Origin of the sequence: Streptomyces sp. 3214.6 (assembly GCF_900129855.1) — a bacterium.
GTDB lineage: Bacteria > Actinomycetota > Actinomycetes > Streptomycetales > Streptomycetaceae > Streptomyces > Streptomyces soliscabiei.
In genome coordinates, this window is the sequence record NZ_LT670819.1 from 5449192 (window position 1) to 5475292 (window position 26101).

The following is a 26101-nucleotide window of genomic DNA, read 5'->3' on the forward strand; positions in this document are numbered from 1 at the left end:
TGACAACGAGGACCGGGTCGGTGAGGCCCGCAGGCCAGGTGGGGCAAGGAACCACGAGGCCGGCGAGCCGTCCGTCGCGGGCGCCAGCGCGGTCCGGAGCAATCCACCCCAGTCCGGGAGGACCACTTCACATGGCCAAGATCATCGCGTTCGACGAGGAGGCACGGCGCGGCCTCGAGCGCGGCATGAACCAGCTCGCGGACGCCGTGAAGGTGACGCTCGGCCCCAAGGGCCGCAACGTCGTCCTCGAGAAGAAGTGGGGCGCCCCCACGATCACCAACGATGGTGTCTCCATCGCCAAGGAGATCGAGCTCGAGGACCCGTACGAGAAGATCGGCGCCGAGCTGGTCAAGGAAGTCGCCAAGAAGACGGACGACGTCGCCGGTGACGGTACGACCACGGCGACCGTTCTCGCCCAGGCCCTGGTCAAGGAGGGCCTGCGCAACGTAGCCGCCGGCGCCAACCCGATGGCCCTCAAGCGTGGCATCGAGAAGGCCGTCGAGGCCGTCTCCGGCGCCCTGCTGGAGCAGGCGAAGGATGTCGAGACCAAGGAGCAGATCGCTTCCACGGCCTCCATCTCCGCCGCCGACACCCAGATCGGCGAGCTCATCGCCGAGGCGATGGACAAGGTCGGCAAGGAAGGCGTCATCACCGTCGAGGAGTCCCAGACCTTCGGTCTGGAGCTTGAGCTCACCGAGGGTATGCGCTTCGACAAGGGCTACATCTCGGCGTACTTCGCCACCGACATGGAGCGTATGGAGGCCGTCCTCGACGACCCGTACATCCTGATCGCGAACTCCAAGATCGCGAACGTCAAGGACCTGCTCCCGCTCCTGGAGAAGGTCATGCAGTCGGGCAAGCCGCTGCTGATCATCGCCGAGGACGTCGAGGGCGAGGCCCTGTCGACCCTGGTCGTCAACAAGATCCGCGGCACCTTCAAGTCCGTCGCGGTCAAGGCCCCGGGCTTCGGCGACCGCCGCAAGGCGATGCTGAACGACATCGCCATCCTCACCGGTGGCGAGGTCATCTCCGAGGAGGTCGGTCTCAAGCTCGAGAACACCTCCCTGGACCTCCTGGGCAAGGCCCGCAAGGTCGTCATCACCAAGGACGAGACGACCATCGTCGACGGCTCCGGTTCCTCGGACCAGGTCGCCGGTCGGGTCAACCAGATCCGCGCCGAGATCGAGAACAGCGACTCGGACTACGACCGCGAGAAGCTGCAGGAGCGCCTGGCGAAGCTCGCCGGCGGTGTCGCGGTCATCAAGGCCGGCGCCGCGACCGAGGTGGAGCTCAAGGAGCGCAAGCACCGCATCGAGGACGCCGTCCGCAACGCGAAGGCCGCCGTCGAGGAGGGCATCGTCGCCGGTGGTGGCGTGGCGCTCATCCAGGCGTCCGCCGTCTTCGAGAAGCTGGAGCTCGAGGGTGACGAGGCGACCGGCGCCAACGCCGTGCGCATCGCGCTGGAGGCCCCGCTCAAGCAGATCGCCGTCAACGGTGGTCTCGAGGGTGGCGTCGTCGTGGAGAAGGTCCGCAACCTCCAGGTCGGCCACGGCCTGAACGCCGCGACCGGCGAGTACGTCGACATGATCGCCGAGGGCATCATCGACCCGGCGAAGGTGACGCGCTCCGCCCTGCAGAACGCCGCCTCCATCGCCGCGCTGTTCCTCACCACCGAGGCCGTCATCGCCGACAAGCCGGAGAAGGCCGCCGCGCCCGCCGGCGGCGGCATGCCGGGCGGTGACATGGACTTCTGATCGACCTCACGGTTGATCGCCTGTCCTTCGACCGAGGGCGGTACTTCCCGGAAACGGGGGGTGCCGCCCTCGGGCGTTGTACGGGGAGGGGGTGCCCGGGGCCGGGGATGCCTCATTCGTCACAGCAGCCTCACCCATTGCAGGGATAGCGGTAATTGGTGGGTTGGGGGCAGGGGTGGGGCAGCTGGGATGTGGGGCTGGGCCTGGGGGTGGCACCAACCCGCCAATCATGCGTGAGGGCCCGCCCGGCACCATCTCCCCGGCGTCGCTGTCCTTCGGGCCTGGCACGGATCCCGGCGAGGTGTCCGCCGCCGACCCCCTGCGCGAGCGGGTGCGCGCGCTGAACCGGGGTGCCCGGCTGTCAGGCGTAGTGGGAGGCGACGGCGGGCTGGCCTGTGTAGTTGGGGCCGGCGTCGGGGTCGGCGCGGACGTAGGTGAAGGGGAGCTCGACGGTTCGGCCGCCTCGGAGAGTGAGCAGGTGACGCCGGGGGGCGTAGGCGAATCCCGCTGCTCGTAGCGCGGTTACGGCTGCCCGTCCGGTTGGCGAGCCGTCGGAGCGGCGGATCGAGTCGGGGTCGAAGTGGGCGAGGAGGAGGCCGTCCTCGGTCAGCCAGGAGGCGGCCCGGGTGAGCAGGCCGAGTTGGTCGCCGACGTAGTGCAGGCCGTGGACGCAGGTGATCAGGTCGTAGGTCCGGGTCGGGGTCCAGGACGAGACGGAGGCGACGATCTCCTCCAGGACGGGCGGGGCCGGACGCGGGACGAGCGGGCCCACCAGGTCGACGGCGGTGAGGACCGTGTCGGCGGGCAGGGCGGGGGCGGCCTCCCGCAGGGCGCGGCCCTCGCCGCTGCAGAGGTCCAGCCAGGAGGGGGCGGGGCGGTGCGCCAGGTGGGACAGGGGGTCGACGCCCAGTTCTCGTGCGTAGCTGTTCACACCGGTGAGTCCGCGTTCGCGGTTCATGGTGTTGTTCGCGACGACGGAGGACTCTTCCAACGGGATCGGCCGGGGCTTTGGCATGCGTACATTCTCGGCTGCGGTTCGGTGCGCGTGGTCGGGATCACAGAGGGTTTCGGGGCGTGGCCGGAATGGCGCGGACGCCGGGGGAGTTGTCGTTGGCGAGCCCTGTATGCATGTGCACATACCCGCTGGTCAACCGGTCCATCGTCACGAGGAGACAGCCAACGTGAGCGTCACCCAGCCCGTCCCGTCCCGCGCCGCCGAGATCCTCTCCCGGCCGGTGTCCATCAACGGACTGACCGTCTCGAACCGCATCGCGATGGCGCCCATGACGCGCATGTTCTCGCCGGACGGCATCCCGGGTGAGGACGTCGCGTCGTACTACGCCCGCCGCGCCGCCGCCGGTGTCGGGCTCATCGTCACCGAGGGGACGACCGTCGGGCACGAGTCCGCCGGGCAGAGCGACCGGGTGCCGCGGTTCCACGGCGCGGAGCAGCTCGCGGGGTGGGCGAAGGTCGCCGAGGCCGTGCACGCGGGCGGCGGGAAGATCGTGCCGCAGCTGTGGCACATCGGGATGGTGCGCAACCAGGGCGAGCCGCCGTACGCGGACGCTCCGGCCGTCGGTCCGTCCGGACTGCGTCTCGACGGTACCGAGGGCACCGGCAAGGCGATGACCCAGCGGGACCTGGACGACGTCATCGGCGCGTTCGCCGAGGCGGCCGCGGCAGCCGAGCGCATCGGCTTCGACGGCGTCGAGCTCCACGGCGCCCACGGCTATCTGCTCGACCAGTTCCTGTGGGCCGGCACCAACCGCCGCACCGACGCCTACGGCGGCGACCTCGTGGCCCGTACGAAGTTCGCCGCCGAGATCGTCGCGGCCGTCCGCGAGACCGTCTCCGCCGAGTTCCCGATCATCTTCCGCTACTCGCAGTGGAAGTCGGAGGCGTACGACGCGCGGCTCGCCGAGACCCCGGAGGAGCTGGACGCCGTCCTCGCGCCGCTGGCCGCCGCCGGTGTCGACGCCTTCCACGCCTCCACCCGCCGCTACTGGCTCCCGGAGTTCGACGGCTCCGACCTCAACCTCGCGGGCTGGACGAAGAAGCTCACCGGCAAGCCCGTCATCACCGTCGGCTCGGTCGGCCTCGACGGGGACTTCCTGAGTGGGTTCGCGGGCGAGGGCGCCCCGCTCAAGAGCCTCGACGACCTCCTCGACCGGCTGGAGCGCGACGAGTTCGACATGGTGGCCGTCGGGCGGGCGCTGCTGCAGGACCCGGAGTGGGCCGCCAAGGTCCTCGAAGGCCGTCTCGACGAGCTGAAGGCCTACGACGCGGCGGCGCTGAAGACTCTCAGCTGAGCCCTGTCCCGTCCTGGGGCCTGTCCGGCCCTGGTCGGGTCCTGGCCTGATCGGGCCCTGAGCTGCGGCTCAGGGCCCGCGGGCGTCGGCGTGCATCTGTGGATCAACTAGCTTGCTTAACTCAATCAATCTACATAAGCTTGCTTGAGTCAAGCAGTTCGATCCTCGTGCATCCGACGGAGGCCCCTGTCATGTCCGACGCCCTCGCCCGACCCGCTGCGGCGGGAACATCCGCCCCACCGAGGTCGAACGCCGTGGTGGCGGTGCTGGCCCTGGCCGGGATCGTCGTCTCCCTCATGCAGACCCTGGTCATCCCGATCGTCCCCGAACTGCCCAAGCTGCTGGACGCGCCCGCCTCCGACACCGCCTGGGCGGTCACGGCCACGCTGCTCGCCGCCGCCGTCGCCACGCCGGTCGTCGGGCGGCTCGGCGACATGGTCGGCAAGCGGCGGATGCTGCTCGTCAGCATCGTGCTGCTGGTGTCCGGCTCGGTGGTCTGCGCCCTCGCCGACTCGCTCGTCCCGATGATCGTCGGCCGTGCCCTTCAGGGCCTGTCGGCCGCTGTGGTGCCGCTGGGCATCAGCATCCTGCGGGACACCGTCCCCGCCGAGAGGCTCGCCGGTTCGACGGCCGTCATGAGCGCCTCCCTCGGCGTCGGCGGCGCACTCGGGTTGCCCACCGCCGCGTTCATCGCGGACAACTGGGACTGGCACATCCTCTTCTGGACCTCCGCCGCCCTCGGCGTCGTCTCCCTCCTGCTGGTCCTGGCGTTCGTCCCGGAGTCGCAGAACCGGGTCGGCGGCCGCTTCGACCTCGTCGGCTCGCTCGGGCTGTCGGCCGGACTGGTCTCGCTGCTGCTGACCGTGTCCAAGGGCGCCGACTGGGGCTGGACCTCCGCCACGACACTCGGCCTCGGCGTCGCCGCCGTCGTGATCCTGGCGGCGTGGGGCCGGTGGGAGCTGAAGGCGAAGCAGCCGCTGGTCGACCTGCGCACCACCGCCAAACCCCAGGTGCTCTTCACCAACCTCGCCTCGGTCGCACTCGGCTTCTCGATGTTCGCGATGTCCCTGGTCCTGCCCCAACTGCTGCAACTGCCCGAGCAGACCGGCTACGGCCTGGGCAGGTCGATGCTGACCGTCGGCCTGGTGCTGGCCCCGCAGGGCCTCGTCATGATGGTCATGTCCGCGCTGTCCGCCGGGATCACCAAGTCCAAGGGCCCCAAGGTCACCCTGATGATCGGCGCGCTGATCGTCGCCTCCGGCTACGGCCTGAACATCGCGCTCATGTCCGAGGTCTGGCACCTGATCCTGGTGTCCTGCGTCATCGGCGCCGGCGTCGGCTTCACCTACGGCGCGCTTCCGGCCCTGATCATGGGAGCGGTCGACCCCTCCCAGACGGGCGCGGCCAACAGCCTGAACACCCTCATGCGATCCCTGGGCACCAGCTTCGCCAGCGCCATCGCCGGTGTGATCCTCGCCCAGATGACCACCGACTTCGGCGGCTACGCCCTCCCGTCGGAGAACGGCTTCAAGGTCGTCATGGCCATCGGCGCCGGCGCGGCCCTGGTCGCCTTCCTCCTCGCCACCTTCATCCCCGAGCGCAAGGACGCCGTCCCGGCCGACGCCGCCGAGGAAGCTCTGGAGGCCGCCCCCGCCAAGGCATGACTCAGAGGTTGCCCAGGGGCTCGATGTCGACCTTCACCGGGGTGCCCCAGATGCGCAGGACCTCGTAGTCGGTGAACTCGTGCACGAGGCGGTAGGCCATCGCGGGCCGGGAGCCGCGACGCAGGGCGGCGATGTACAGCTCGGCCTCGCGACGGTCCCGCCTCGGCGTCCCGCACAGGTGCCACTCCTGGCCGTTCCACAGCTCCGGCAGCCAGCGCTGCTGGGGCTGCGGGCGGTCGGCGCGGGTGCCGTAACGGGAGGTCGAGGGGGTCGGGGTGTACGGGGCCTGCGGGGCGGGGCCGTTGTACTCGGCGCGCCGGGCCGCCCGGCGGCGGGTCTCGCACAGCAGACACAGGTCGGGGGCGGCCTCGTCGACCGGACCGTTCGGATGCTCGGCGCAGCGGGTGGTGGGCGTGGCGCCGACGACACTCTCGTCCAGCAGCTCCAGTGCGCGCCGCAGATCGGCCTTGACCTCGTGCAGCCGGGCGTCGGGCGTGTCGGCACTGAGGGCTTCGCCATGCTCCCCGAGCAGCCGGAGCGCGCGACCGAGAGCGGTGAGCTGGGCGTGGTTCATTCCACCAAGAGTAGGGGGCGGCCACGGTTCCCCGAGGGGCGAGCGGTTCCGGGAGGGGCGGGCGCTTCCCGGGGACCGAGCCGGACCCGCTACCCACCGCCAGCGGGAGAAGGAGCGGCGGCGGGCGCGGGCGCGCGGTCGGGGATGCCGAAGAGGTAGGTCGCTGCGAAGCCGGCCGCGTAGCTCGTCAGCAGGCCGCCCGCGTAGATCGCCGCTGTCATGCCCAGCCCTCGGTTGCCCGCGAGGAGTGGGAACAGGGCCCAGCCGGACGGGCCGATCGCTGTCGCGCCGACCTTGTCGCCGAGCAGTGCGAAGAAGCCGACGAACGCTCCGCCGGCCGCGCCGCCCGCGCAGGCGGTGAGGAAGGGGCGGCCGAGGGGGAGGGAGACGCCGTAGACGAGGGGTTCGCCGATGCCCAGCAGTCCGGCCGGGAGCGCCGATCTGATCGTCGTCCGGATGGAGGTGTCGTGGCGCAGCCGGACGTACACCGCCATCGCCGCGCCGACCTGGCCCGCGCCCGCCATCGCCAGGACGGGCAGCAGGACGGTGTAGCCCTGCTGGGCGATGAGGGTGGTGTGGAGGGGGATGAGGGCCTGATGGAGGCCGAGCATCACCAGCGGCAGGAAGAGGCCGCCGAGGACGAGGCCGGCGAAGGGGCCCGTCGTCGCCAGCAGCCAGTTCGCGGCCGTGCCCATGGCCGAGGAGACCGCGCCGGCCGCGTACATCAGGCCGTACAGCGTGCCGAGGCCGGCGACGAGGACGGTCGCGGTGGGGGTGAGGAGTACGTCGAGGGTCTGCGGGACGCGGCCGCGGCACCACTTCTCCACGCGTGTCGCCAGCAGCGCGGCGGCCAGCGCGCCGAGGACCCCGCCCTGGCCGGGGGCGAGCGTCACCCCGAACGCCGTCACTTTCGCGACCCCCGGGTGGACGACGATCGCGGCGACCGCGCCGCCCAGGATCGGTGTGCCGCCGAACTCCTTCGCCGTGTGGTGGCCGACGAAGACGGCGATCAGCGCCATGAAGCCGGAGGCGATCGCGGTCAGCGCGGGCGTGAGGCCCGGCAGCCAGCCGGCGTTGAGGAGGAGCCCGTTGACGCCGGCGAGGATCCCGCAGCCGATGAGGGCGGGGACGAGCGGCACGAAGACGGCGGCCAGTCGGCGCAGGGCGGTCTTCAGCGGGGTCGCGTTGCGCCGCCGCTGGGCCGCCCTCAACTCCTCTCCCCGCGCGATCAGTTCATCGGCGGTCGAGGGGGCGGTCGAGGGGGCGGTCGAGGGGGCGGCCGGGCGGGGGCCGAGCAGTTTCTCGAACGCGGCCGTCACCGTCGTCACCGCGCCCGGTCCGAGGACCACCTGGTACGAGGCGTCGTCCACGACGACCCCCAGCACCCCGGGCACCGCCCGCAGCGCCTCCTCGTCGGCCCGCGACGGATCGGCGAGGCCCAGCCGCAGCCGGGTCATGCAGTGGGCGACGGAGACGACGTTCGCGGGGCCGCCGACCAGCGGCAGGATCGCGGCGGCTGTGGAGGCGGCTGGGGAGGAGGAGTCGGTGCGCACTGTCCGAGCGTGCGGCTCAGCCGTTCGCGGCGGTGAGCGCCGCGCGCAGATGTCCCCCGGACTCCTCCAGAAGGCGGGCGGCCGTCGGCCCGTCCACCCCGGCCAGCAGCACCAGGATCGCGTTCTTCACCTGCCCGTCGCCGGCCGCGAGGGCCGCCTCGACGTCCCTTTCGTCCGCGCCGGTCGCCAGCGCCACGATCCGCAGCGAACGGGCGCGCAGCTTCTCGTTCGAGGCACGGACGTCGACCATCAGGTTCCCGTACGTCTTGCCCAGCCGGATCATCGTGATCGTCGAGATCATGTTGAGGACCAGTTTCTGCGCCGTGCCCGCCTTCAGCCGGGTGGAGCCGGTGAGCAGCTCGGGCCCCACGACCACCTCGATCCGGTGCTCGGCGGCGGCCGCCAGCGCACTGCCCGCGTTGCAGGCCAGGGCGACGGTCAGCGCACCCCGGGCCCGGGCGTACGCGAGCGCGCCGACGGCGTACGGGGTGCGGCCGGAGGCGGAGACGCCGACCACGGTGTCGTCCGGGGTGAGGGAGAGCGCGGCCAGATCCGCCTCGGCGAGCTCCCGGGAGTCCTCGGCCCCCTCGACGGACGTCACCATCGCCGCAGGCCCGCCCGCGATCAGCCCTACGACCTGCCCGGACCCGGTGCTGAACGTCGGCGGACACTCCGACGCGTCCAGCACCCCGAGCCGCCCGGCGGTACCCGCCCCGGCGTACACCAGCCGCCCCCCACGCCCCATCCGCTCGGCGACGGCGTCGACGACGGCGGCGATCCGCGGAAGCTGCGCGGCCACGGCCCCGGGCACGCCGGCGTCCTCCTCGTTCATGAGCTGGGCGAGATCGAGCGTGGGCAGCAGATCGATCTCGGCGAACTCGGGACGGAAGCCTTCGGTGGTCAGTACGTCGAGTTCGGCGCGCAGATCACGTGAGTTCATCGGGCTGGCTCTTTCCGAAGCTTGGGGACGACAGCATCTTGGGGACGACAGCTTGGGGACGACCTTGGGGTGTGTGGTCAAGAGTGCGCACAATAGGGGCATGGATCCCATCGACCACCCCGTCAGCCCCCTGGAACAGACGTTGCACGCCGCACGTGCCCTCGTGCTCGCCGATCTCGCCGCGGGCGAGGTCGCCGCGGCGGACGTCGTGTCGATGGTCGAGGAGTCCGTCGTGCAGCGGCGGTGGTGGGTCGAGCAGTGGCCGGAGGGCGCGCGGTACGTGGCCGGGCTGGTCGCGCAGGACGTGCAGGACGCGCTGCTCGAACGCCACGGCCGCTGGCCGCTGTGCCCGGTCTGCGGCTCCGGCGACCCGCACGCCCTCGACGTCGAGCCGGAACTCGGCCCGGACCCGCACTGGGTGTGCCACAAGGCGGGTGTGAAGGTCGCGTCGGTGGGTTCGCTGGGGTCGGCCATGGGAGGCATGTCGTCCTCGTGAGGCTCTCGTGACCGTCTACATCGACCCGCCGAACTGGCCGGGCCACGGCCGCATGTGGTCCCACCTCGTCAGCGACGTCTCGTACGCCGAACTGCAGGCGTTCGCCGACGGGCTGGGCGTTCCCCGGCGCGCCTTCGAACGCGACCACTACGACATCCCGTCCCATCGTTACGCCGAGGTGGTGGCGGCCGGTGCGGTGGAGGTGAGCAGCCGTGAGGTGATCCGGCTGCTGACGACGTCCGGTCTGCGCAGACGCAAGGGCGGCGGCCCCGCCGTCACGCCCTGAGTCGCGTCAGCTCGTACGCGTACTGGCCCTCGCCCTCCTCGCCCACACCGTCGCCGTCGTCGCCGCCGACCCGGGCGAAGCCCGCCCGTTCGAGCACGGCCCGGGAGGCGCTGTTGGCGTGCTCGACGACTGCGAACAGGCGTCGCACGTCGTCCCGCGCCAGCGCCCAGGCGGCCAGCGCGCGCAGCGCCTCCGTCGCGTAGCCGTGGCCTCGGGCGGCCTCGACCAGGTCGTAGCCGATCTCGGTGCGGCCGTCCTCGTCGGGGGCCGCGTGGAAGCCCATGCTGCCGACGGCCCGGCCGTCCTCGCGCCGGACGAGGACGTAGAGGCCGAACTCGGGCCGGTGCACGCGGTTCACATACGCCTTCACCAGCATTCCGGCGGCGTCCCGGGTGCCCTCGAACGGCCCGCCGCCGAGCCAGACGAAACCCCCGCCGCCGCCCGCCCGCAGTCCGGCGGCGGCGGACGGGGTGACGCCTTCGAGGGTGAGCCGTGCGGCGGGGATGCGCGGCGGCGCGGGGGCGGTCATGAGGCGAGCAGCTCCAGCTCGCCCCGCAGGTTGTAGCGGGCCGTCTCCTCCCACCGCTCGCTCCCGTACGGCGTCCTGAACAGCCGGGGCAGGTCGAGGAGTTGGCGCAGGATCGCCGCCCGCCCGGCGCGGAAGGCGTCACTGGGGACGAAGTGGTACTCCTCGCGGACGGCGGCGGTGTAGGCGGCGTACACGGACGGCGGCGCGGCGAGGATCGCGAGGTCGGCGTCGCACAGGACCTGACCGTCGCGGTCGTCGTCGGCCGGGTCGTGGGTGACGGTGAGCCGGACGAGCCGCGCGACCTCGGCGGTCCGCTCCCGCGACACCCCGGCCTCGGGCAGTGCGCGCTCGGCGAGCCGGGCGGAGCGCTCCTCGTTCTCGGAGCGGTCGGGCAGGTAGACGGCGTCGTGGAACCAGGCGGCCAGCCGGACGACGTCGGGGTCGTCGGCGTGCGCCTGGAGCTCGTCGACGCGGTCGAGGACGGCCGTGAGGTGCCTGAGCGTGTGATAGCGGCGCTGCGGCTCCTGCCAGCGGGCGAGGAGATCGTCGGCGTAGAGCACGGGGTCGGGACCGCCGACGGGGGACCTGGCTCTCTCCAGGGCGTGACTGAAGCGGCTGCGCAGGACGTCGAGATCGAGATCGGCCATGGCCTCATTGTCGCGCGGCAGGCCGGTGCCGGGTGGGCCGGTTCGGGGTGGGGCGGTCAGGTTCGGGGTGGGCCGGTCAGGTTCGGGGTGGGCCGGTCCGGGTGGGCCGGGGCCGCGACGGCGTATCCTCAATTGGACTAGACCTGTAGCCGTCCTGCCCGATGGCGCTCGACGAACGCCGACGAATAGGGGTCCCATGAGCAAGCGTGCAGTTCTGGAGGTGATCGCCCTCGACGTCGAGGACGCGCTCGCCGCCCAGGAAGGAGGCGCGGACCGCCTCGAGCTGGTCACCGACATGGCCGCCGACGGCCTCACCCCGCCGGTCGCGGCCTTCGCCGGGATCCGGGCGGCCGTCGACCTCTCCCTGCGCGTGATGCTGCGCCTGTCCGCGGGCTTCGCGGCGGGTGCCGCCGGGGACGTCGACCGCCTCGTCCGGGTCGCCCGCGAGCTGCGCGCGGCGGGCGCGGACGAGTTCGTCCTCGGGTTCCTGGACGCGCAGGGCGGGGTGGACCTGCCGGTGGTGGAACGGGTCGTCGCCGAGTTGGACGGCTGCCGCTGGACCTTCCACCGCGCCCTCGATCACACCGCCGACCGCGACGCCCTGCGCAAACAGCTGGACGGTCTGCCCGGCCTGGACACCTACCTCACCGCGGGCTCGGCGGCGGGAGTGGACGACGGGCTCCCGACACTGCTCGCCGAGGCGGCGCGCTCCGGTGAACCCGGGTACGAGCAGCACCTCCTCGTCGGCGGAGGCCTCCGCCTCGACCACGTCCCCACCCTCCGCTCGGCCGGCGTCAACGCCTTCCACATCGGCGGCGCGGCCCGCCCGAGGGGCTGGTCGGGCCCGGTGTCGGCGGACTCCGTGCGGGCGTGGCGAGGCGCGGTGGACGGGGCCTGACCGGGTCCGGCCCCACCGGGTTCGCGGAAGAGCACGACGGCGTTGACGTAGTCGACGACCCCGGTCACGGGCAGCCCGGGTCCTGGGAGAGCTGGGGCGGCAGCGGTGCCGTGTGGGTGACGGTCAGGCCCGAGACCGCTCGGGTCAGGGCCACGTACAGGCGTCGCAGGCCGGTGCGTTCGTCCGGCTCGCCGTCGACCACCGCCTGGGGTTCGTCCAGGACGACGTAGTCGTACTCCAGGCCCTTGGCCAGGGAGGCCGGGACCAGGGTGAGGCGGGTTTGCGCCGTCGTCTCCTCGCCGGGGGAGAGATGGGCGAGGCCGGCCGCCGTGAGGGCCTCGGTGAGGGCCGGGATGCGGGCGTCGGCCGCGATCAGGCCCGTAGAGCCCTCGTTGCGCAGCAACTCCTCGCAGGCCGCGACGACTTCGGCGATGTCCGAGACCGGGCGCAGGTCGAAGAAGCCGGGGTTCTCGCGGACCGACGCGACCGGGGTGAGGCCTGGCGCGATGTGCGGCAGGAGGCGGGAGGCGTAGGTGATGACGTCCGTCGGGACGCGGAAACCGGCCGTCAGTTCCTCGATCACCGCGTCCGACTTCCCGAGATGGCCGAGGGCCTCCTCCCAACTGCGGGTCGCCCAGGCGGTGGTGCCCTGCGCGAGGTCGCCCAGCACGGTCGCCGAGCCCGTCGTGCAGCGGCGGCCGACCGCCCGGTACTGCATGGGGGACAGGTCCTGCGCCTCGTCCAGGACGACATGGCCGAGGGAGTGCGTGCGTTCGACGAGGTCCGTCGTCTCGTCGATCAGCACCGCGTCCGCCGCCGACCACTGAGCCGACTTCACCGACCTCGCCGGCTTCGCCCACAGGATCGTCTTCTGCTCGTCCTCGCTGAGCACACCCTCGGCGTGCGCAGCGAGGAACTCCGCGTCGGACAGCAGCCGCAGAACGAGCTTCGCCGGGTCGACGGCCGGCCAGACCGCCTTCACGGCCGCCTTCACCGCGCTGTTGCGGGCCACGGCGTCCTGCACCCGGTCGTCCGGGGCCTCGCCCGAACGCTCCATCTGTACCAGCACCGCATGCGCGATGCGCTGCGGCAGGGCCTCGCGGGCCGCGCCGTAGCGGATGTCCCGGTCGAGCAACTCCCGGACCATCTCCTGGAGTTCGTACGCCGGAACCCGCCAGCGCCGCGAGCCGCGCACCACGACGACCGGCTCGGCCGGCATGTCGACGTGCGAGTAGACCGCCCGGCGCAGCACCTGCGCCATCCTCGCGTCGCCCTTGACGACCGCGGCCGCCGCGTCGTCCGCGCCCCGTACCTCCACATGGGCCACCAGGTCGTCGACCGTGCCCTGGCGGACCGTCAACTCGCCCAGGGCGGGCAGCACCTGCTCGATGTAGTGCAGGAAGGACCGGTTCGGCCCGATGACCAGCGTGCCCGTGCGGGCGAGCCGCTCACGGTGGGCGTACAGGAGGTAGGCGACCCGGTGCAGGCCGACGGCCGTCTTCCCGGTGCCGGGGCCTCCCTGCACACAGACCGTGCCGCCCAGCCCGCTGCGGACGATCTCGTCCTGCTCGGGCTGGATGGTGGCGACGATGTCCCGCATCGGGCCGACGCGCGGCCGCTCGATCTCCTGCTGGAGCAGCTTGCTGGTGGCCGCCGCCTCGGACGGGTCGGAGAGATGCTCGTCCTCGTACGCCGTGATGTCCCCGCGGGTGTAACCGAAGCGGCGGCGCAGCCCGACGTCCATCGGATCCTTCTTCGAGGCCCGGTAGAACGGCTGCGAGACCGGCGCACGCCAGTCGATGACCATCGGGTCGCCGTCGTGGTCGTGCACGTGCCGTCGCCCGATGTAGAACCGTTCCCCCTCCGCGCCCTCCGCCTGCTCCGCGCCCGGAGCGTGCAGGTAGTCGAGGCGTCCGAAGAACAGCGGGGTGTCGCTGAGGTCGGCGAGCGCCTTGATGCGCTCTTCGATCTGCCGCTCCAGGATCTGGGCGTTGACCCAGTTCGCGGTGACGTCGCTGATGTCGAGGGACTCGACGTCCTCGCGCATGGCGCGCAGGGCGGCACGGGAGGAGGCGAGGTGGCCGCGCTCGCGGGCCAGGGGGTCGTCGTCGTGGGCGGACGTGGACGGCGTGGACAAGGGGGTGCCTCCGGGCCGGCTGGGGGTGAGGTTGCGGGCTGCGGGCCTGCAAGCCTGCGGGCTGCGGGATGCCGTCCGGTTTCCGTCCGGATGGCGGCGCTCCGGTTGAGGGAGGCGGGCAAGAGCGGAGATTCTAGGTGAACGGAGGAGGCGCGTGCCAACCGATTTCCCGGCCGCCCGCGAGCGTCCCGGCGCGACCCCTACGGGACGGCCCTCCACCCGTCAGGGGACGCTCCACCTCCACAGCTGTACTCAGGTAGTACGAGAACTGGGGACCTGGGACCGATGCCCCCTTTATGCCTCGGATCGCATCATGGAGACATGAGTGCAGCGACCCTCAACCCAGCCCCCGGTCGCCCGTCCGGCGCGACCCCCCTGTCCGACGTCGACGTACACCGTCACCGTCTCGGCGACGCCCTGCGCGCCATGAAGGTCTTTGCCCGCGCCGCCTTCGACGTGATCATCCTCGGCGAGTACGGAGCGGAAGCGGGCGTCCGCCGTAAGTGACGCCCGCTTTCAGGTGATCTGCCGTCAGCTCTCCGCCAGCAGCTCGTCCGCGTCCATGATCCGGTAGGCGTAGCCCTGTTCCGCCAGGAATCGCTGGCGGTGGGCCGCGAAGTCCTGGTCGATGGTGTCCCGGGCGACGACGGAGTAGAAGTGGGCCTGGTGGCCGTCCGCCTTCGGGCGCAGGACGCGGCCCAGACGCTGGGCCTCCTCCTGGCGGGAGCCGAAGGTGCCCGACACCTGGATCGCCACCGTCGCCTCCGGCAGGTCGATCGAGAAGTTCGCGACCTTCGAGACGACCAGCACGCTGATCTCACCCTCGCGGAACGCGTCGAAGAGCTTCTCGCGCTGGGCGTTGGAGGTCTCGCCCTTGATCACAGGGGCGTTCAGGTGCTCGCCCAGCTCGTCCAGCTGGTCGATGTACTGGCCGATGACCAGGATCTGCTGCCCGGCGAACCGGCGCACGATCGCCTCCGTGACCTTCCGCTTCGTCGCGGTCGTCGCGCAGAAGCGGTACTTCTCCTCCGCCTCGGCCGTCGCATACGCCAGCCGCTCGGAGTCGGTCAGGTTGACCCGGACCTCCACACAGTCCGCGGGCGCGATGTAGCCCTGCGCCTCGATCTCCTTCCACGGCGCGTCGAACCGCTTCGGCCCGATCAGCGAGAACACGTCCGACTCGCGGCCGTCCTCGCGGACCAGCGTCGCGGTCAGACCGAGACGGCGGCGGGCCTGGAGGTCCGCGGTGAACTTGAAGACGGGCGCCGGCAGCAGATGCACCTCGTCGTAGAGGATCAGCCCCCAGTCCCGGGAGTCGAACAGCTCCAGATGCGGGTAGACGCCCTTCCGCCGGGTCGTCAGCACTTGGTAGGTGGCGATGGTGACGGGCCGGATCTCCTTCCGCGTCCCGCTGTACTCGCCGATCTCGTCCTCCGTCAGCGACGTCCGCTTCACCAGCTCGTGCTTCCACTGCCGCGCCGACACCGTGTTCGTGACGAGGATGAGAGTGGTGGACTTCGCCTGGGCCATCGCCCCCGCGCCGACGAGGGTCTTGCCCGCGCCGCACGGCAGGACGACGACGCCGCTCCCGCCGTGCCAGAAGTTCTCCACCGCCTGCTTCTGGTAGGGCCGCAGCGCCCAGCCGTCCTCGTCCAGCTCGATCGCGTGCGCCTCGCCGTCGACGTACCCGGCGAGGTCCTCGGCCGGCCAGCCCAGCCGCAGCAGCGTCTGCTTGATCTGCCCGCGCTCGGAGGGGTGCACGACCACGGTGTCCGGGTCGATCCGGGCGCCGATCAGCGGGGTGACCCGCTTGGAACGCAGGATCTCCTCCAGCACCGGCCGGTCGGTGGTCGTCAGCACCAGACCGTGCGCCGGGTGCTTGCTCAGCGTCAGCCGGCCGTAACGGTCCATCGTCTCGGCGATGTCCACCAGCAGCGCGTGCGGCACCGGATAGCGGCTGTACTGCACGAGCGCGTCCACGACCTGCTCGGCGTCATGCCCGGCCGCCCGCGCGTTCCACAGGCCCAGCGGGGTCACCCGGTAGGTGTGGATGTGCTCCGGCGCCCGCTCCAGCTCCGCGAACGGCGCGATGGCCCGACGGCAGTCGTCGGCCTGCTCGTGGTCGACCTCCAGGAGCAGGGTTTTGTCGGATTGGACGATGAGAGGACCGTTCACGTACGCGCACATCCCTTCCGCACGGACCAAACGTCCAGTGTGCCGCACGGCGCGCCCGAACGGTCGGCCGCTGCCCTGCGGGCTTCCCGACGAAACCCGCGCGGACCCCACGCGGACCCCGCGCAACCCTGCACCCCGGTCGGGTGTCTGACCAGGGGAGCAGCGCGGTGGGCGCGACGCGGTGAGGAGTTCACGGGATGTCGGTCCTGTCGTTCCGCAGGGGGGCGGTCGGCGCGGGCGCCGCGGCGGTACTGGCCGCCACGGGCAGCTGGGTGCTGTGGCCGGCGGACGTCGACGAGGGGCTGTGGGCCGAGGTGCGGCCGGTGATCGAGGCCCGGATCGCGGCGGAGTCAGGGCGCAGCGGCTTCGGCGCGACGGTGCCCGCGCTCGACGCCCGCTGGTTCTGCCGGGCCGAGCCGCTCGAACTGGAGCAGCACGCGGGCGACGTCCGCGCGGGCGTCAACACCCTGTGCATCGAGTACGGCGTCCAGGACGGCAGCCTCGTGGAGTGCGGCGCCGGACAGCACCCGCAGGTGGTGCGGCTCCGGCGGGACGGCTCGGCCGACGGCGGCTACCGGGTCGTCTCCCGGGAGGAGCCGCCCGACGGCGCGGGGTACGGGCGGTGGACGCACTCCCACTTCGGCGTCTACGTCAGGCCCTCGCTCCGGGAACCGATGTCCTCCGCCGCCCTGGAGACCGAGGCCCGCGCCCACTTCGGCCTGCCCGCGGACGCCTCCGTAGGGCAGTGCTGACGCAGGGCCTCTGCCTTCCCGTGCGCCCTCAGTCGTCCGCCAGCTCCGCCACGCCCGTGATCCGGTGCAGCGGATAGGTGCGGACCTCGTCCGCCGTGTGGTCGTACGCCGTCACGAAGCCGCCCTCCACCCGGACCGGCGCGATGACGCGCTGGCTGGCGGTGCCCTCGGCGTTGACGTAGCCGATCCACAGGGCCTCGCCGGTCAGGACGGCGGCCTGCATGGTGGCGAGGGTTTCGGCGGAACCGGTGCGGGGGAGTTCGCCGGGGGCGAGCGGGACGGCGTCCTGCGTCTCCGTCGGCTTGCGCGGAGCCGTGGCCGCCAGGTCGCCGGCCCGGATCGCGCGGATCGCCGCCGTGAGCAGCGTGGCGTCGGGAACCGGCGGCCCGTCCGGCACCGGCTCGGGAGCCGTGCGGGGCGGAGTGCGATGCGCATGCGCGCGGGTGATCAGGACGTCGCCCTCGGCGGACTCCGCGGCCGGCGCGAAACCCATCGCGCGCAGCCCGTCGAGGAGGGTCGCCGGGTCGGCCTGCGCCGCCAGCACCGTGGGAGCCAGCCGGCGCAGCCGCAGGGCGGCGGCACGTTTGTCGGCGAGGATCTCGTTCAGCATGGCGTCGTCGTCGCAGCGCACATACGCCGAAGCCGCGCCCACCCGCAGATGGCCGTGCCGGCGCGCCACATCGTCGATCAGGTACGCCAACGGCTGCGGCACCGGCGTGCGCGCATGCTCGGCGAGGAAAGCATGCAGGTCGGAGGCGCTGCGGCCGGCGTCCAGGGCGCGGCGCACGGAGCCGGGCGTGAAGCGGTAGACGGTCGCGCCGCCCTTGGACTCGACATCCGCGAGCACGTTCAGCACGGCCGCGAGCGGCCGCCGCAGCGGGCCGGGCGCGACCGCGGTCAGATCCGCCTGGAGCAGGACGTGATCCAGGGGCTCGGGGAGCAGCGGGGCCAGCAGCCGGGCGGCGGACGCGGTCGCGACGGCCTGCTCGGGCGGCGAGAGGGGGGCCTGGGCGTGGGCGGCCGGGTGGCGATGGTGGGCGGGCAGCTTGTCCCCGGGACCGGCGGCCGCAGCCTCGTGCGTACCGTCATGAGGGTGGTCATGGGCGTGGTCGTGCGAGGGGCCATGAGACGGGCCACGAGACGGGCCATGAGCGGTGGCGGACGGCTTCGTCGCGGCCGGTGCGCCCAGCAGGGCCCGACCGTGCGCCGACAGCGCGCCCCGCCCGGTCACGCCCAGCATCTCGGCCTCCGTCAGGGTCCAGCGGGCGAGCCGGGAGCGCAGGTCCTCGTCACCGGCCCGAGAACCCTGCGGGCCCTGAGAACCCTGTTGACCCTGCGGGCCGCGCAGAGGGCGTTCCCAGCGCAGGCGGGCCAGCAGCGCCCCCGTGTCGGGTGCGGCGCCCTCGGGCAGTGCCGCCAGCAGCGCCAGCACCCGGTGACGCACCTCGGGCGCGGCCGACCGGTCCAGACCCGGCCCCAGCGCCGACAGCGCCCGCTCCTTGAGATCCCGGCCGCCGACCACCCCGGAGGTCCGGGTCGCCACCAGCCATGCCTGCGCCAGCTGCGCCCACCGCTCGGCGGGCGGCCGCTCCAGCCACTCGTCGTACTCCGGCGTCGCCGCATACCGCTCGTCCGCCTCGCCGTCGGAGGCGAGCAGCCCGGCCGCATACGCCAGCTCCACCCAGAACGCGGCCACCGGCTCGGAAACGTCCAGCGCGACCGCCGTCCGCTTGAGGTCGCGCACGCTCAGCCCGCCGGCCCGCAGCACCGCGGGACCGCCCTCGTCCCAGTCCTTCAACAACTCCTCGACCGTCGCGAGCGCCGTGTACGCCTGCCCGGCCGCCGTCGCGTCCACAACCTGTGGAGGATGCACCGCACCCGCCTCCACGACCGGCGGCACCGGTTCCGGCACGCGATGAGCCCGCCCGCCGCGCAGATGCAGGGCGACCTCACGAGGCAGGACGACCGTGCCGGGCGCCGTCGGCAGCAGCAGCCCCCGGTCCAGCAGCCAGCGCAGCCGTACCGCCGGATCATGCGTGACCTGCCCGTACGGCGGCCCCCACACCAACCGCTCCAGCACCTCGAGGGAGCCGGCGGGCGCCTCGGCGAGCAGCGCCGCCATCTTCTTGCGATGCCCGAAGAGGGTGGTGAGCGCGGCGACCGCGGACACCGAGTCATGCGTGGACGGCAGCCCGGCCGCCGCCACGATCTCCTGGATCCGGCCCGGCGACATGCCCGCCGTGGCCTCCCGCACATTCGGCCCGAGCCCCGTCGGCGACGGGTGCTGCGGGGACGGCGCGAGAAGCTCGCGGGCGGTGCGCACGAGGTGGAGGCGATCGTCGGCCCCCCACACCAGGGCCTGCTCGCGCAGCGCCGCCAGGGCGCCGGGAAGCGCGTCGGCGACGACCGGGTCGCGGGCGTCCCCCGCCATCAACCCGAGCAGCTCCTCGTACGTCGCCGGATCGTCGGCCACGGCCAGCGCCTCCGCGCTCTGCAGAGCGAACCGGTCGAGCCGCTCCAGCGCGCGCACGACCGAGGCCCGGGTGCCGGCCCGGGTGGCGAGCTGGGTGAGGTCGGTGGGGACCGGGGTGATGAGGTCGGGTCGGGCGCGCAGGAGCGCGGCCAGGGAAGCGTCGTCCCGGGCGCGGAGCGCTGCCGCCAGGGAGCGGGGGGCCGGCTGGTCCTCGGTGCTCATCTTGCCCACGGTAGCGGTTGCCGTCCCCCGGGGGCTGCGCCCGCGGACCCCCGCTCCGGCCCGGCGCCGGCGAAGAGAAGCGGTAGCTTCTTCCCGTGGGGATCGAGAGCGACCAAGTCGTCTACGAGTATCTGAGCCGGGTCGGGGACGTCGCACAGCAGCAGCAGTTGTCGTCGGCCACCCGGATGCGGCTCGTCTCCGAGCTGCGCAACGAGATCGACCGGCGCCGGGCGAAGGCCACCGTCGACTCGCCCGCCGCCGTCCGCCGCATCATCGACCGCCTCGGCAGCCCCGACGACATCGTCGCCGCCGCGGCCGACGGCGGCGCCGGCGCTCCGCAGACCCCGACGCCCTCCGTGCCCGTCCAACGGGACCGCGAGGAGCGGCCCGAGCGGCCCGGGCGGTCGAAGGGGATCCGGCGCGTCGTGCCACGCCCCCGGCCCGGCTCACCGCCCCCCGCCGCACCCGCCGACGTCCCGTCCCCGCCACGGAAGGACAGCCGGGAGACGCCCGACTGGTGGCTGGACGAGCCCACCCCGCTCGGCCTCAGCGACGAGGTGCCGGGCTTCGTCGGCGGCGTGGAGATCCCCGACCTGCTCAAGCCGCCGAGAGCCAAGGCCGACGAGGACGAGTACGAGTACGAGGACGATGCCGACGACGAGAACCTCGTCGGAGGCGAGGAAGCGGAGGCGGCGGAGGACGACGGCACCGGCCTCCGCCGACGCCGTCGGATCCGGCTGCGCCGGGCCTCCTCCTCCGATGCGCAGGGACGTCGCTGGAGCAACCCGCTGCTCCTCCTCGCCGCCGCGTCCCTCGTCGCCGGCGCGGTGCTCGGCAACTGGTTCGCGCTGATCCTGGGCTGGGCCATCGCCTACGCCTCGCGGCGACTGACCGAGCGGGAGACGAAACTGGCGGTCATGTGGCTGCCGGGGCTCTCGGTCACCGCCGGTGTGGTCTGGCTGTGGGGGCGGTCCGACGGACGCTGGGGCGAGCCCATCGCCGAGGGACAGATGAACGACGCCGTCGCCCAGACCTGGCCCTGGGTGATCCGGGGCGCGGCCGTGGCGTCGGCACTGTTCCTGGTCTGGAGATCGCAGAAACAGAAGTAGCCGCAGAAGCTGTGGGCGAACGGCCGAAACAAGGAAGTTGAGGCCGCCGGGCAGAATGGCCGCATGACGTCACCCGTGCTCACCGTCGGCTTCGACCTCGACATGACCCTGATCGACTCCCGGCCCGGCATCCGCGCCACCTACCTGGCGCTCGCCGAGCGGACGGGGACGTACATAGACGCCGACCTCGTGGTCACCCGCCTCGGTCCGCCGCCGGAGACGGAGCTGGCCCACTGGTACCCGGCGGAGCAGGTGGCGGCCGTCGCCGACGTCTACCGCTCGCTGTACCCCGAGCACGGGGTCACCGGAGCGAGCGCGCTGCCCGGCGCCCGGGAGGCGATCGCGGCCGTGCAGGCGGCCGGCGGGCGGGCGATCGTCGTCACCGCCAAGCACCAGCCCAACGCGAAGCTGCAGGTGGAGTATCTGCGTCTGGGCCCCGACGCGGTGATCGGCGACCTGTGGGCCGAGCGGAAGGCGGAGGCGCTGCGCGAGCACGGCGCGAGCGTCTACGTCGGCGACCACGTGGGCGACGTCCGCGGCGCGCACGCCGCCGGGGCGCTCTCGGTGGCCGTGCCGACCGGGCCGATCGGCGCGGAGGAACTACGGACGGCCGGTGCGGATGTCGTACTCACCGACCTGACCGAATTCCCCGCCTGGCTCTCCGCCCACCTGGGCGACTAACGTTCCGCGCCCCGCGCCTGACGGCGGCCGGCCGCGACCGACTGCAGGACTCCCGCGCCGGCGATCAGGAAGCCGACGCCCATGAGCATGCTCAATCCGAACATGTACGTCGGAAAAGGCGTCGTGCCGAGGAACAGCGGGGCGACCGTGACGAGTGTGGCCACGGCGCCGACGAAGAACACGATGGCACCGGCACGGATCAGTCGGTCACCGGGGGCGGCGGAATTCGTTTGGGTTTTGTCACGCACCGGACCAGGGTAGTTCCCAGCCCTGAGGAACAACCGGGGGACGTCTTGTCACCCGCCCGAAGAGCATTAGCCTTGGTACCGGCGGGTCATGGTCGACCCGCCCAAGTGCTATCCAGAGCCGTTCCGTAACGGTTCCAGAGTTGTTTCCGAAGCAGTTTTCCGACGAGTACGAGGACGAGGACAGACGTGCCTACCGGCAAGGTCAAGTGGTTCAACAGTGAGAAGGGCTTCGGCTTTCTCTCCCGTGACGACGGCGGTGACGTCTTCGTCCATTCCTCCGTCCTGCCTGCCGGAGTCGAGGCGCTGAAGCCGGGTCAGCGAGTGGAGTTCGGCGTCGTCGCCGGACAGCGCGGCGACCAGGCACTCTCCGTCGTCATTCTCGACCCGACCCCGTCGGTCGCCGCGGCGCAGCGCAAGAAGCCCGACGAACTGGCCTCCATCGTCCAGGATCTGACCACCGTCCTGGAGAACATCACCCCGATGCTGGAGAAGGGCCGCTACCCGGAGAAGGCCTCCGGCAAGAAGATCGCCGGTCTACTGCGCGCGGTCGCCGACCAGTTGGACGTGTAACCCTCGGGCCGTCGCCCTGGCCGCCGCCGCGACGGCGGCGCTGTTGGTCTGCGACGCGTGGTTCGACGTGTCGCTCGCCCTCGGCACCCCCGACGTATGGCTGTCGGCGGTGCTCGCGGTCGCTGGCCGAGGGCGACGACCGGCAACCCCAGGGAAACCGGCAACCCCAGGGAAACCGGAAACCTCAGGGGAAGGCCAGTGCCTGCGGGGCCAGGGCCGGGACCAAGCCCTCCGCCGCCGCCCGTGTCAACAGCCCCCGGATCGCCGCATAGCCGTCCTCCCCCAGGTCCGCGGTGAACTCGTTGACGTACAGGCCGATGTGCTGGTCGGCGACGGTCGGGTCCATCTCCTGGGCGTGTGCCATGACGTACGGGCGGGAGGCCTCGGGGTCGTCCCAGGCGGCGCGCACGGAGGCGCGGATGGAATCGGCCAGCCCGGTCAGGGTCTTCGCCCCCAGCGACCTCTTGGCGATGATCGCGCCCAGCGGGATCGGCAGGCCGGTGGTGTCCTCCCAGTGCTCGCCCATGTCCGCGAGCTTGTGCAGACCGTAGTTCTGGTAGGTGAAGCGGGCCTCGTGGATGACCAGGCCCGCGTCGATCTTCCCGTCCCGCACGGCGGGCATGATCTCGTGGAACGGCATGACGACGATGTCGCCGACGCCCCCCGGGACCGTCTCCGCCGCCCACAGCCGGAACAGCAGATACGCCGTCGACTTCTCGCTCGGCACGGCGACGGTCCGGCCCGTCAGGTCGACGCCCGCCTCCCGCGTCAGCACCAGCGGCCCACAGCCCCGCCCCAGCGCGCCCCCGCAGGGCAGCAGCGCGTACTCGTCGAGAACGTAGGGCAGCACGGCGTACGACACCTTCAGCGCGTCGGACTCACCGCGTTCGGCCATGCCGTTGGTGATGTCGATGTCCGCGAAGGTCACGTCGAGCGCGGGCGCGCCCGGCACGCGGCCGTGGGCGAGGGCATCGAAGACGAAGGTGTCGTTCGGGCAGGGCGAGTACGCGATCTGCAGCGGCTGCGGCTGCTCACTGGTCATGCCTGTTCCAACTCTCCAGTACGGGTGCGAGCTTCCCGAAGCCCTCGGTGAGGGCCGCCAGCGCCTCGGCGATGCGCCAGGCGGCGCGGTCGCGCGGCCCGACGGGGTTGGAGACCGCGCGGAGCTCCAGCACGGGCACACCGTGCGCGGCGGCCGCCTCGGCGACCCCGAACCCTTCCATCGCCTCCGCCAGGGCCCTCGGATGGCGTTCGCGCAGGGCGGCGGCCCGGACGGCGGTGCCGGTGACCGTGGACACGGTCAGGACTTCGCCGGTGAGGGCGCCGGTGGCGGCCGCGGACTCCCGTACGAGGGACGCGGGCGGACGGTGGGTGACGGCGCCGAAGCCCAGCTCGGTGACCGGCAGGAAGCCGTCGGCGGTCTCGGCGCCCAGGTCGGCGGCGGTGATCTCGTCGGCGAGGACCAGGGAGCCGACGGGCGCGGCGGGTGCGAAGCCGCCGGCGATGCCCGTCGAGACGACGACGGTGTAGGGGCTGCCGTGCAGGGAGGCCGCGGTGAGGGCGGCGGAGACGGAGGCGGCGGCCAGGGCCGGGCCGACTCCCGCGGCGAGCAGATCGAAGGCCGCGTCGGGACGGTCCGCGTCGGGACGGTCCGCGCCGGGACGGTGGAGCGTCACGCCGGGCAGGCGCACCTCCCGGGTGGGGTCGGTGAACGCCCGTGCCACCGCGTCCCGTTCGGCGGGGACCGCGGTGGCCACGAGGATGCGTGCGCGGGGCGTGGTCAGTCGTCCTTCTTGAGCTTGAAGGACCACAGGCCGGTCGCCGCCTGGCTGGCCTTCTTGCCGTCGCCCGCCTTGATGGTGACGAGCGTGGAGTCGCCCTGGGCGCCGTACTGGGCGTTGAAGAAGACGCTGCCCGGGATCGTCCGGTACGTTTTGTCGCTGTCCTCGGTGAGCGGCTGGCCGTTCATGAGGATCGTCCAGCGCTTGTCGGCGACGTCGGGGTCGACGCCGAAGCGGACGGTCTCGTCCGGGTCGACGCTGATGGACTTGATGTCCTTGTCGGCGAGGCACTTGGTCAGCTCGGCGGCCTGAAGGGTGTCGCCCTCGCCGCCGCAGGTGGCCTCGGAGCTGACCGAGTCGCGGCCGACGGTGATCGTGGACAGGGGGGTCGGCTTGTCGCAGGCCGACAGGACGAGCAGTCCGGCGGAAACGGCGCCGACGGCGGCGACGGCGCGTCGGCGTCGCACGGCGCCGAATACATCAGCGGCTCCGCCGCGGGGCAGGATGGTCATGGCGGAAGGCTATCGGGCACGTCCAGCCGCCTCCCTACGCGGGGTGCGGCGTGGCTGTGTGTTACGCCACGCGGGGCTTCGCGCCGGCCCCGTGCCGCACCGAGGACAGCAGGCCGCGGACCGTCGCCAGCCAGCCCACGGCGACGACCGCGGCGGCCACCGACAGGCCCAGCGTGCCGTTCAGCGGCATCACGATGCCGACCGCGCCGCCGAACACCCAGCACACCTGGAGGATGGTCTCGGAGCGGGCGAACGCCGAGGTGCGCACCAGCTCCGGCACGTCGCGCTGGATGAGGGCGTCCAGGGACAGCTTGGCGAGGGCCTGCGAGAACCCGGCGACCGCCGCGAGACAGGCCACCAGGAACGCCCCGAAGAAGACGGCGGCGACGAGCACCGCGCCCAGGACGACGGCGACGACCGTCACGATGATCAGCTCCGGGGCCTTGGAGCGCAGCCACGCCCCGACCGCCGTGCCGAGCGCGTTGCCCACGCCCGCCGACACGGCCACCATGCCCAGCGACACCGCCGCGCTCTGTCCGGTCAGCGGGTGCTCGCGCAGCAGGAACGCCAGGAAGAAGGTGAGGAACCCGGACAGCCAGCGCAGGGCCGCGTTGGCGCCCAGGGCGTGGGTGACGGCGATGCCGACCGTCCTGAGGCCCGGCCGCTTCACCGGCTTGAGGTGCGGGCCGTGCAGGTGCTGCTCGTCGGCGGCGAGCAGCGCGACGTCCTCGCCCTTGGCGGAGTCCACCTTGGGGGGCAGCGAGAACGACAGGATCGTGCCGGCCACGAAGATCACGAAGGCGCCGTAGAGGGGGTAGCGCGGCCCGAGGGCCTGCAGTCCTGCGCCGATGGGCGCGGCGATGCCGGTGGCCAGGAGGCCGCCGAGGGTGACGCGTGAGTTCGCCTTGACGAGGGAGAAGCGGGGCGGCAGCAGACGGGGCACGACGGCGCTTCTGACCACCCCGTACGCCTTGGAGGAGACGAGGACGCCGAGCGCGGCCGGGTACAGCTCGATGCTGCCGGTGGCGACCGCGCCGGACAGGACGAGCGCGAGGATCGCCCGGGCGACCATGGACCCGGCCATGGCGGCGCGCCGGCCGTGCGGGAGCCGGTCGAGGAGCGGGCCGATCACGGGGGCGAGGACGGTGAAGGGGGCCATGGTGATGGCGAGGTAGAGGGCGACGCGCCCTCGGGCCTCGTCGGTCGGCACGGAGAAGAAGACGGTGGAGGCGAGCGCGACGGTGATCATGACGTCGCCGGCGCCGTTCACGGCGTGCAGTTCGATCAGTTTGCCGAGGCCGGACTCGCCGGCGCCGTGCGCGTGGGTGGCCTTCCTGATGCCGCGGGCGGTGCCGGTGAACGGGAAGTGCAGGGCACGGCCCACCGCGCGGACGGACCCGCTCATCCGGCCCGAACCGCTCACCCGGCTCCTCCCCTTGTTCCCCTTCGTCGCACCGATCCCGGTGGCGCCCTGGGGTGTCTGCGCGGCTGCCACCCCGTCATAGTGCCCCGAGAACGCGGTATGTAGTGGGGTTACCGCGCGTATGGCCGTGTGATCGGGCATTCTGGGAGCGTTCGGTGGGGGGAAACGTCCCGTCGGTGTAGGCCGAGCGTCCGGGAGCAGGTAGCGTGCGTAGCGCGCCGTGGCGATCGTTCTCGGCCGCGCGCCTCCCGGCCATCCCGCAGAATGGATGACAGCAGGTGCGCCCGAGCGCGATCGGGCGCGGACGTCGACGCGGCCCTTTGGTCCGCTCCGTCCGCACCCGCCGCCTTCAGGCAGGCGCACCGAGA

The 26101-nt window shown here is 72.5% G+C and carries 24 protein-coding genes and 1 pseudogene; 11 read left to right on the top strand and 14 right to left on the bottom strand.

The features are described 5' to 3' along the window. The first annotated feature begins 131 nt into the window (after positions 1-131). A complete protein-coding gene (groL, locus tag B5557_RS24680) occupies positions 132-1754 on the top strand; it encodes a chaperonin GroEL (RefSeq protein ID WP_079661499.1) in 1623 nt (540 codons plus the stop codon). Positions 1755-2115: 361 nt separating this feature from the next. Here groL and B5557_RS24685 read toward each other — a convergent pair whose 3' ends face one another. Beyond that, positions 2116-2769 carry a class I SAM-dependent methyltransferase gene (locus B5557_RS24685; protein ID WP_079661500.1) on the bottom strand — a complete coding sequence of 218 codons (654 nt, stop codon included), beginning with the start codon at positions 2767-2769 and terminating at the stop codon, positions 2116-2118. Positions 2770-2935: 166 nt separating this feature from the next. Between B5557_RS24685 and B5557_RS24690 the strand changes: the two genes are divergently transcribed. Next, on the top strand, positions 2936-4063 hold the full coding sequence (locus B5557_RS24690; protein ID WP_180291577.1) for an NADH:flavin oxidoreductase: 1128 nt from the start codon (positions 2936-2938) through the stop codon (positions 4061-4063). Positions 4064-4254: 191 nt separating this feature from the next. Continuing rightward, positions 4255-5727 (top strand): MFS transporter, encoded by a 1473-nt coding sequence (locus tag B5557_RS24695; protein WP_079661502.1) that lies wholly within the window; start codon positions 4255-4257, stop codon positions 5725-5727. A 1-nt stretch (position 5728) separates the two neighbouring features. Here B5557_RS24695 and B5557_RS24700 read toward each other — a convergent pair whose 3' ends face one another. The 3 genes from B5557_RS24700 to murQ form a co-directional block, all read right to left on the bottom strand. Further along, complete coding sequence (locus B5557_RS24700; protein WP_079661503.1) at positions 5729-6301, bottom strand: hypothetical protein; 573 nt, start codon at positions 6299-6301, stop codon at positions 5729-5731. Positions 6302-6390: 89 nt separating this feature from the next. Further along, positions 6391-7854, bottom strand: coding sequence for a PTS transporter subunit EIIC (locus B5557_RS24705; protein WP_079661504.1), 1464 nt, complete (start codon positions 7852-7854; stop codon positions 6391-6393). Positions 7855-7870: 16 nt separating this feature from the next. Next, positions 7871-8794, bottom strand: coding sequence for an N-acetylmuramic acid 6-phosphate etherase (gene murQ / locus B5557_RS24710; protein WP_079661505.1), 924 nt, complete (start codon positions 8792-8794; stop codon positions 7871-7873). A gap of 100 nt (positions 8795-8894) precedes the next feature. Between murQ and B5557_RS24715 the strand changes: the two genes are divergently transcribed. Then, positions 8895-9290 carry a hypothetical protein gene (locus B5557_RS24715; protein WP_079661506.1) on the top strand — a complete coding sequence of 132 codons (396 nt, stop codon included), beginning with the start codon at positions 8895-8897 and terminating at the stop codon, positions 9288-9290. 7 nt (positions 9291-9297) lie between these two features. Beyond that, positions 9298-9576, top strand: a complete 279-nt coding sequence (locus tag B5557_RS24720; RefSeq protein WP_079661507.1) for a DUF4031 domain-containing protein — start codon at positions 9298-9300, stop codon at positions 9574-9576. Here B5557_RS24720 and B5557_RS24725 read toward each other — a convergent pair. Both B5557_RS24725 and B5557_RS24730 read right to left on the bottom strand, forming a co-directional pair. Then, positions 9566-10081: pseudogene (locus B5557_RS24725) on the bottom strand (GNAT family N-acetyltransferase); the annotation flags it as partial. The gene B5557_RS24720 and the pseudogene B5557_RS24725 overlap by 11 nt on opposite strands. Before the next feature lie 20 nt (positions 10082-10101). Beyond that, positions 10102-10752 carry an HD domain-containing protein gene (locus tag B5557_RS24730; RefSeq protein ID WP_079661509.1) on the bottom strand — a complete coding sequence of 217 codons (651 nt, stop codon included), beginning with the start codon at positions 10750-10752 and terminating at the stop codon, positions 10102-10104. A gap of 196 nt (positions 10753-10948) precedes the next feature. Between B5557_RS24730 and B5557_RS24735 the strand changes: the two genes are divergently transcribed. Further along, positions 10949-11650, top strand: coding sequence for a copper homeostasis protein CutC (locus B5557_RS24735; protein ID WP_079661510.1), 702 nt, complete (start codon positions 10949-10951; stop codon positions 11648-11650). Between the two features lie 64 nt (positions 11651-11714). Here the strand turns inward: B5557_RS24735 and B5557_RS24740 are convergent, their stop codons facing one another. Further along, positions 11715-13787 carry a HelD family protein gene (locus B5557_RS24740; RefSeq protein ID WP_079661511.1) on the bottom strand — a complete coding sequence of 691 codons (2073 nt, stop codon included), beginning with the start codon at positions 13785-13787 and terminating at the stop codon, positions 11715-11717. Between the two features lie 321 nt (positions 13788-14108). Here B5557_RS24740 and B5557_RS24745 point away from each other — a divergent pair, with 321 nt between their 5' ends. Beyond that, positions 14109-14294: a hypothetical protein gene (locus tag B5557_RS24745; protein ID WP_173877728.1), complete on the top strand. Its 186-nt coding sequence runs from the start codon at positions 14109-14111 to the stop codon at positions 14292-14294. 24 nt (positions 14295-14318) lie between these two features. On the opposite strand, the gene B5557_RS24750 is transcribed toward B5557_RS24745, so the two are convergent. Beyond that, entirely contained in the window at positions 14319-15962 is a 1644-nt protein-coding gene (locus B5557_RS24750) for a DNA repair helicase XPB (protein WP_079664977.1), read from the bottom strand. 197 nt (positions 15963-16159) lie between these two features. On the opposite strand from B5557_RS24750, the gene B5557_RS24755 reads away from it, so the two are divergent. Then, the gene (locus B5557_RS24755) at positions 16160-16714 is read left to right on the top strand and encodes a hypothetical protein (RefSeq protein WP_173877729.1); all 555 of its coding nucleotides are present in this window, start codon (positions 16160-16162) and stop codon (positions 16712-16714) included. Between the two features lie 28 nt (positions 16715-16742). Here the strand turns inward: B5557_RS24755 and B5557_RS24760 are convergent, their stop codons facing one another. Further along, complete coding sequence (locus B5557_RS24760) at positions 16743-19409, bottom strand: helicase C-terminal domain-containing protein (protein WP_079664979.1); 2667 nt, start codon at positions 19407-19409, stop codon at positions 16743-16745. Positions 19410-19504: 95 nt separating this feature from the next. On the opposite strand from B5557_RS24760, the gene B5557_RS24765 reads away from it, so the two are divergent. Together B5557_RS24765 and B5557_RS24770 are read left to right on the top strand one after the other, a co-directional pair. Beyond that, on the top strand, positions 19505-20518 hold the full coding sequence (locus tag B5557_RS24765; RefSeq protein WP_079661513.1) for a hypothetical protein: 1014 nt from the start codon (positions 19505-19507) through the stop codon (positions 20516-20518). Between the two features lie 63 nt (positions 20519-20581). Then, on the top strand, positions 20582-21199 hold the full coding sequence (locus B5557_RS24770; RefSeq protein ID WP_079661514.1) for an HAD family hydrolase: 618 nt from the start codon (positions 20582-20584) through the stop codon (positions 21197-21199). On the opposite strand, the gene B5557_RS24775 is transcribed toward B5557_RS24770, so the two are convergent. Then, the gene (locus B5557_RS24775; RefSeq protein ID WP_079661515.1) at positions 21196-21447 is read right to left on the bottom strand and encodes a hypothetical protein; all 252 of its coding nucleotides are present in this window, start codon (positions 21445-21447) and stop codon (positions 21196-21198) included. The two genes, B5557_RS24770 and B5557_RS24775, sit on opposite strands and share 4 nt — an antisense overlap. Before the next feature lie 186 nt (positions 21448-21633). Between B5557_RS24775 and B5557_RS45760 the strand changes: the two genes are divergently transcribed. Then, entirely contained in the window at positions 21634-22017 is a 384-nt protein-coding gene (locus tag B5557_RS45760) for a cold-shock protein (protein ID WP_079661516.1), read from the top strand. 184 nt (positions 22018-22201) lie between these two features. On the opposite strand, the gene B5557_RS24785 is transcribed toward B5557_RS45760, so the two are convergent. The 4 genes from B5557_RS24785 to B5557_RS24800 form a co-directional block, all read right to left on the bottom strand. Continuing rightward, on the bottom strand, positions 22202-23059 hold the full coding sequence (locus tag B5557_RS24785; RefSeq protein WP_079661517.1) for a 1,4-dihydroxy-6-naphthoate synthase: 858 nt from the start codon (positions 23057-23059) through the stop codon (positions 22202-22204). Continuing rightward, on the bottom strand, positions 23049-23828 hold the full coding sequence (locus tag B5557_RS24790) for a futalosine hydrolase (protein WP_079661518.1): 780 nt from the start codon (positions 23826-23828) through the stop codon (positions 23049-23051). Before B5557_RS24790 ends, B5557_RS24785 begins: the two co-directional genes overlap by 11 nt. Then, on the bottom strand, positions 23798-24310 hold the full coding sequence (locus B5557_RS24795) for a DUF2771 domain-containing protein (RefSeq protein ID WP_173877731.1): 513 nt from the start codon (positions 24308-24310) through the stop codon (positions 23798-23800). The genes B5557_RS24790 and B5557_RS24795 overlap by 31 nt, the downstream gene beginning before the upstream one ends. A gap of 61 nt (positions 24311-24371) precedes the next feature. After that, positions 24372-25805: an MFS transporter gene (locus B5557_RS24800; protein WP_173877732.1), complete on the bottom strand. Its 1434-nt coding sequence runs from the start codon at positions 25803-25805 to the stop codon at positions 24372-24374. Positions 25806-26101 lie beyond the last annotated feature (296 nt).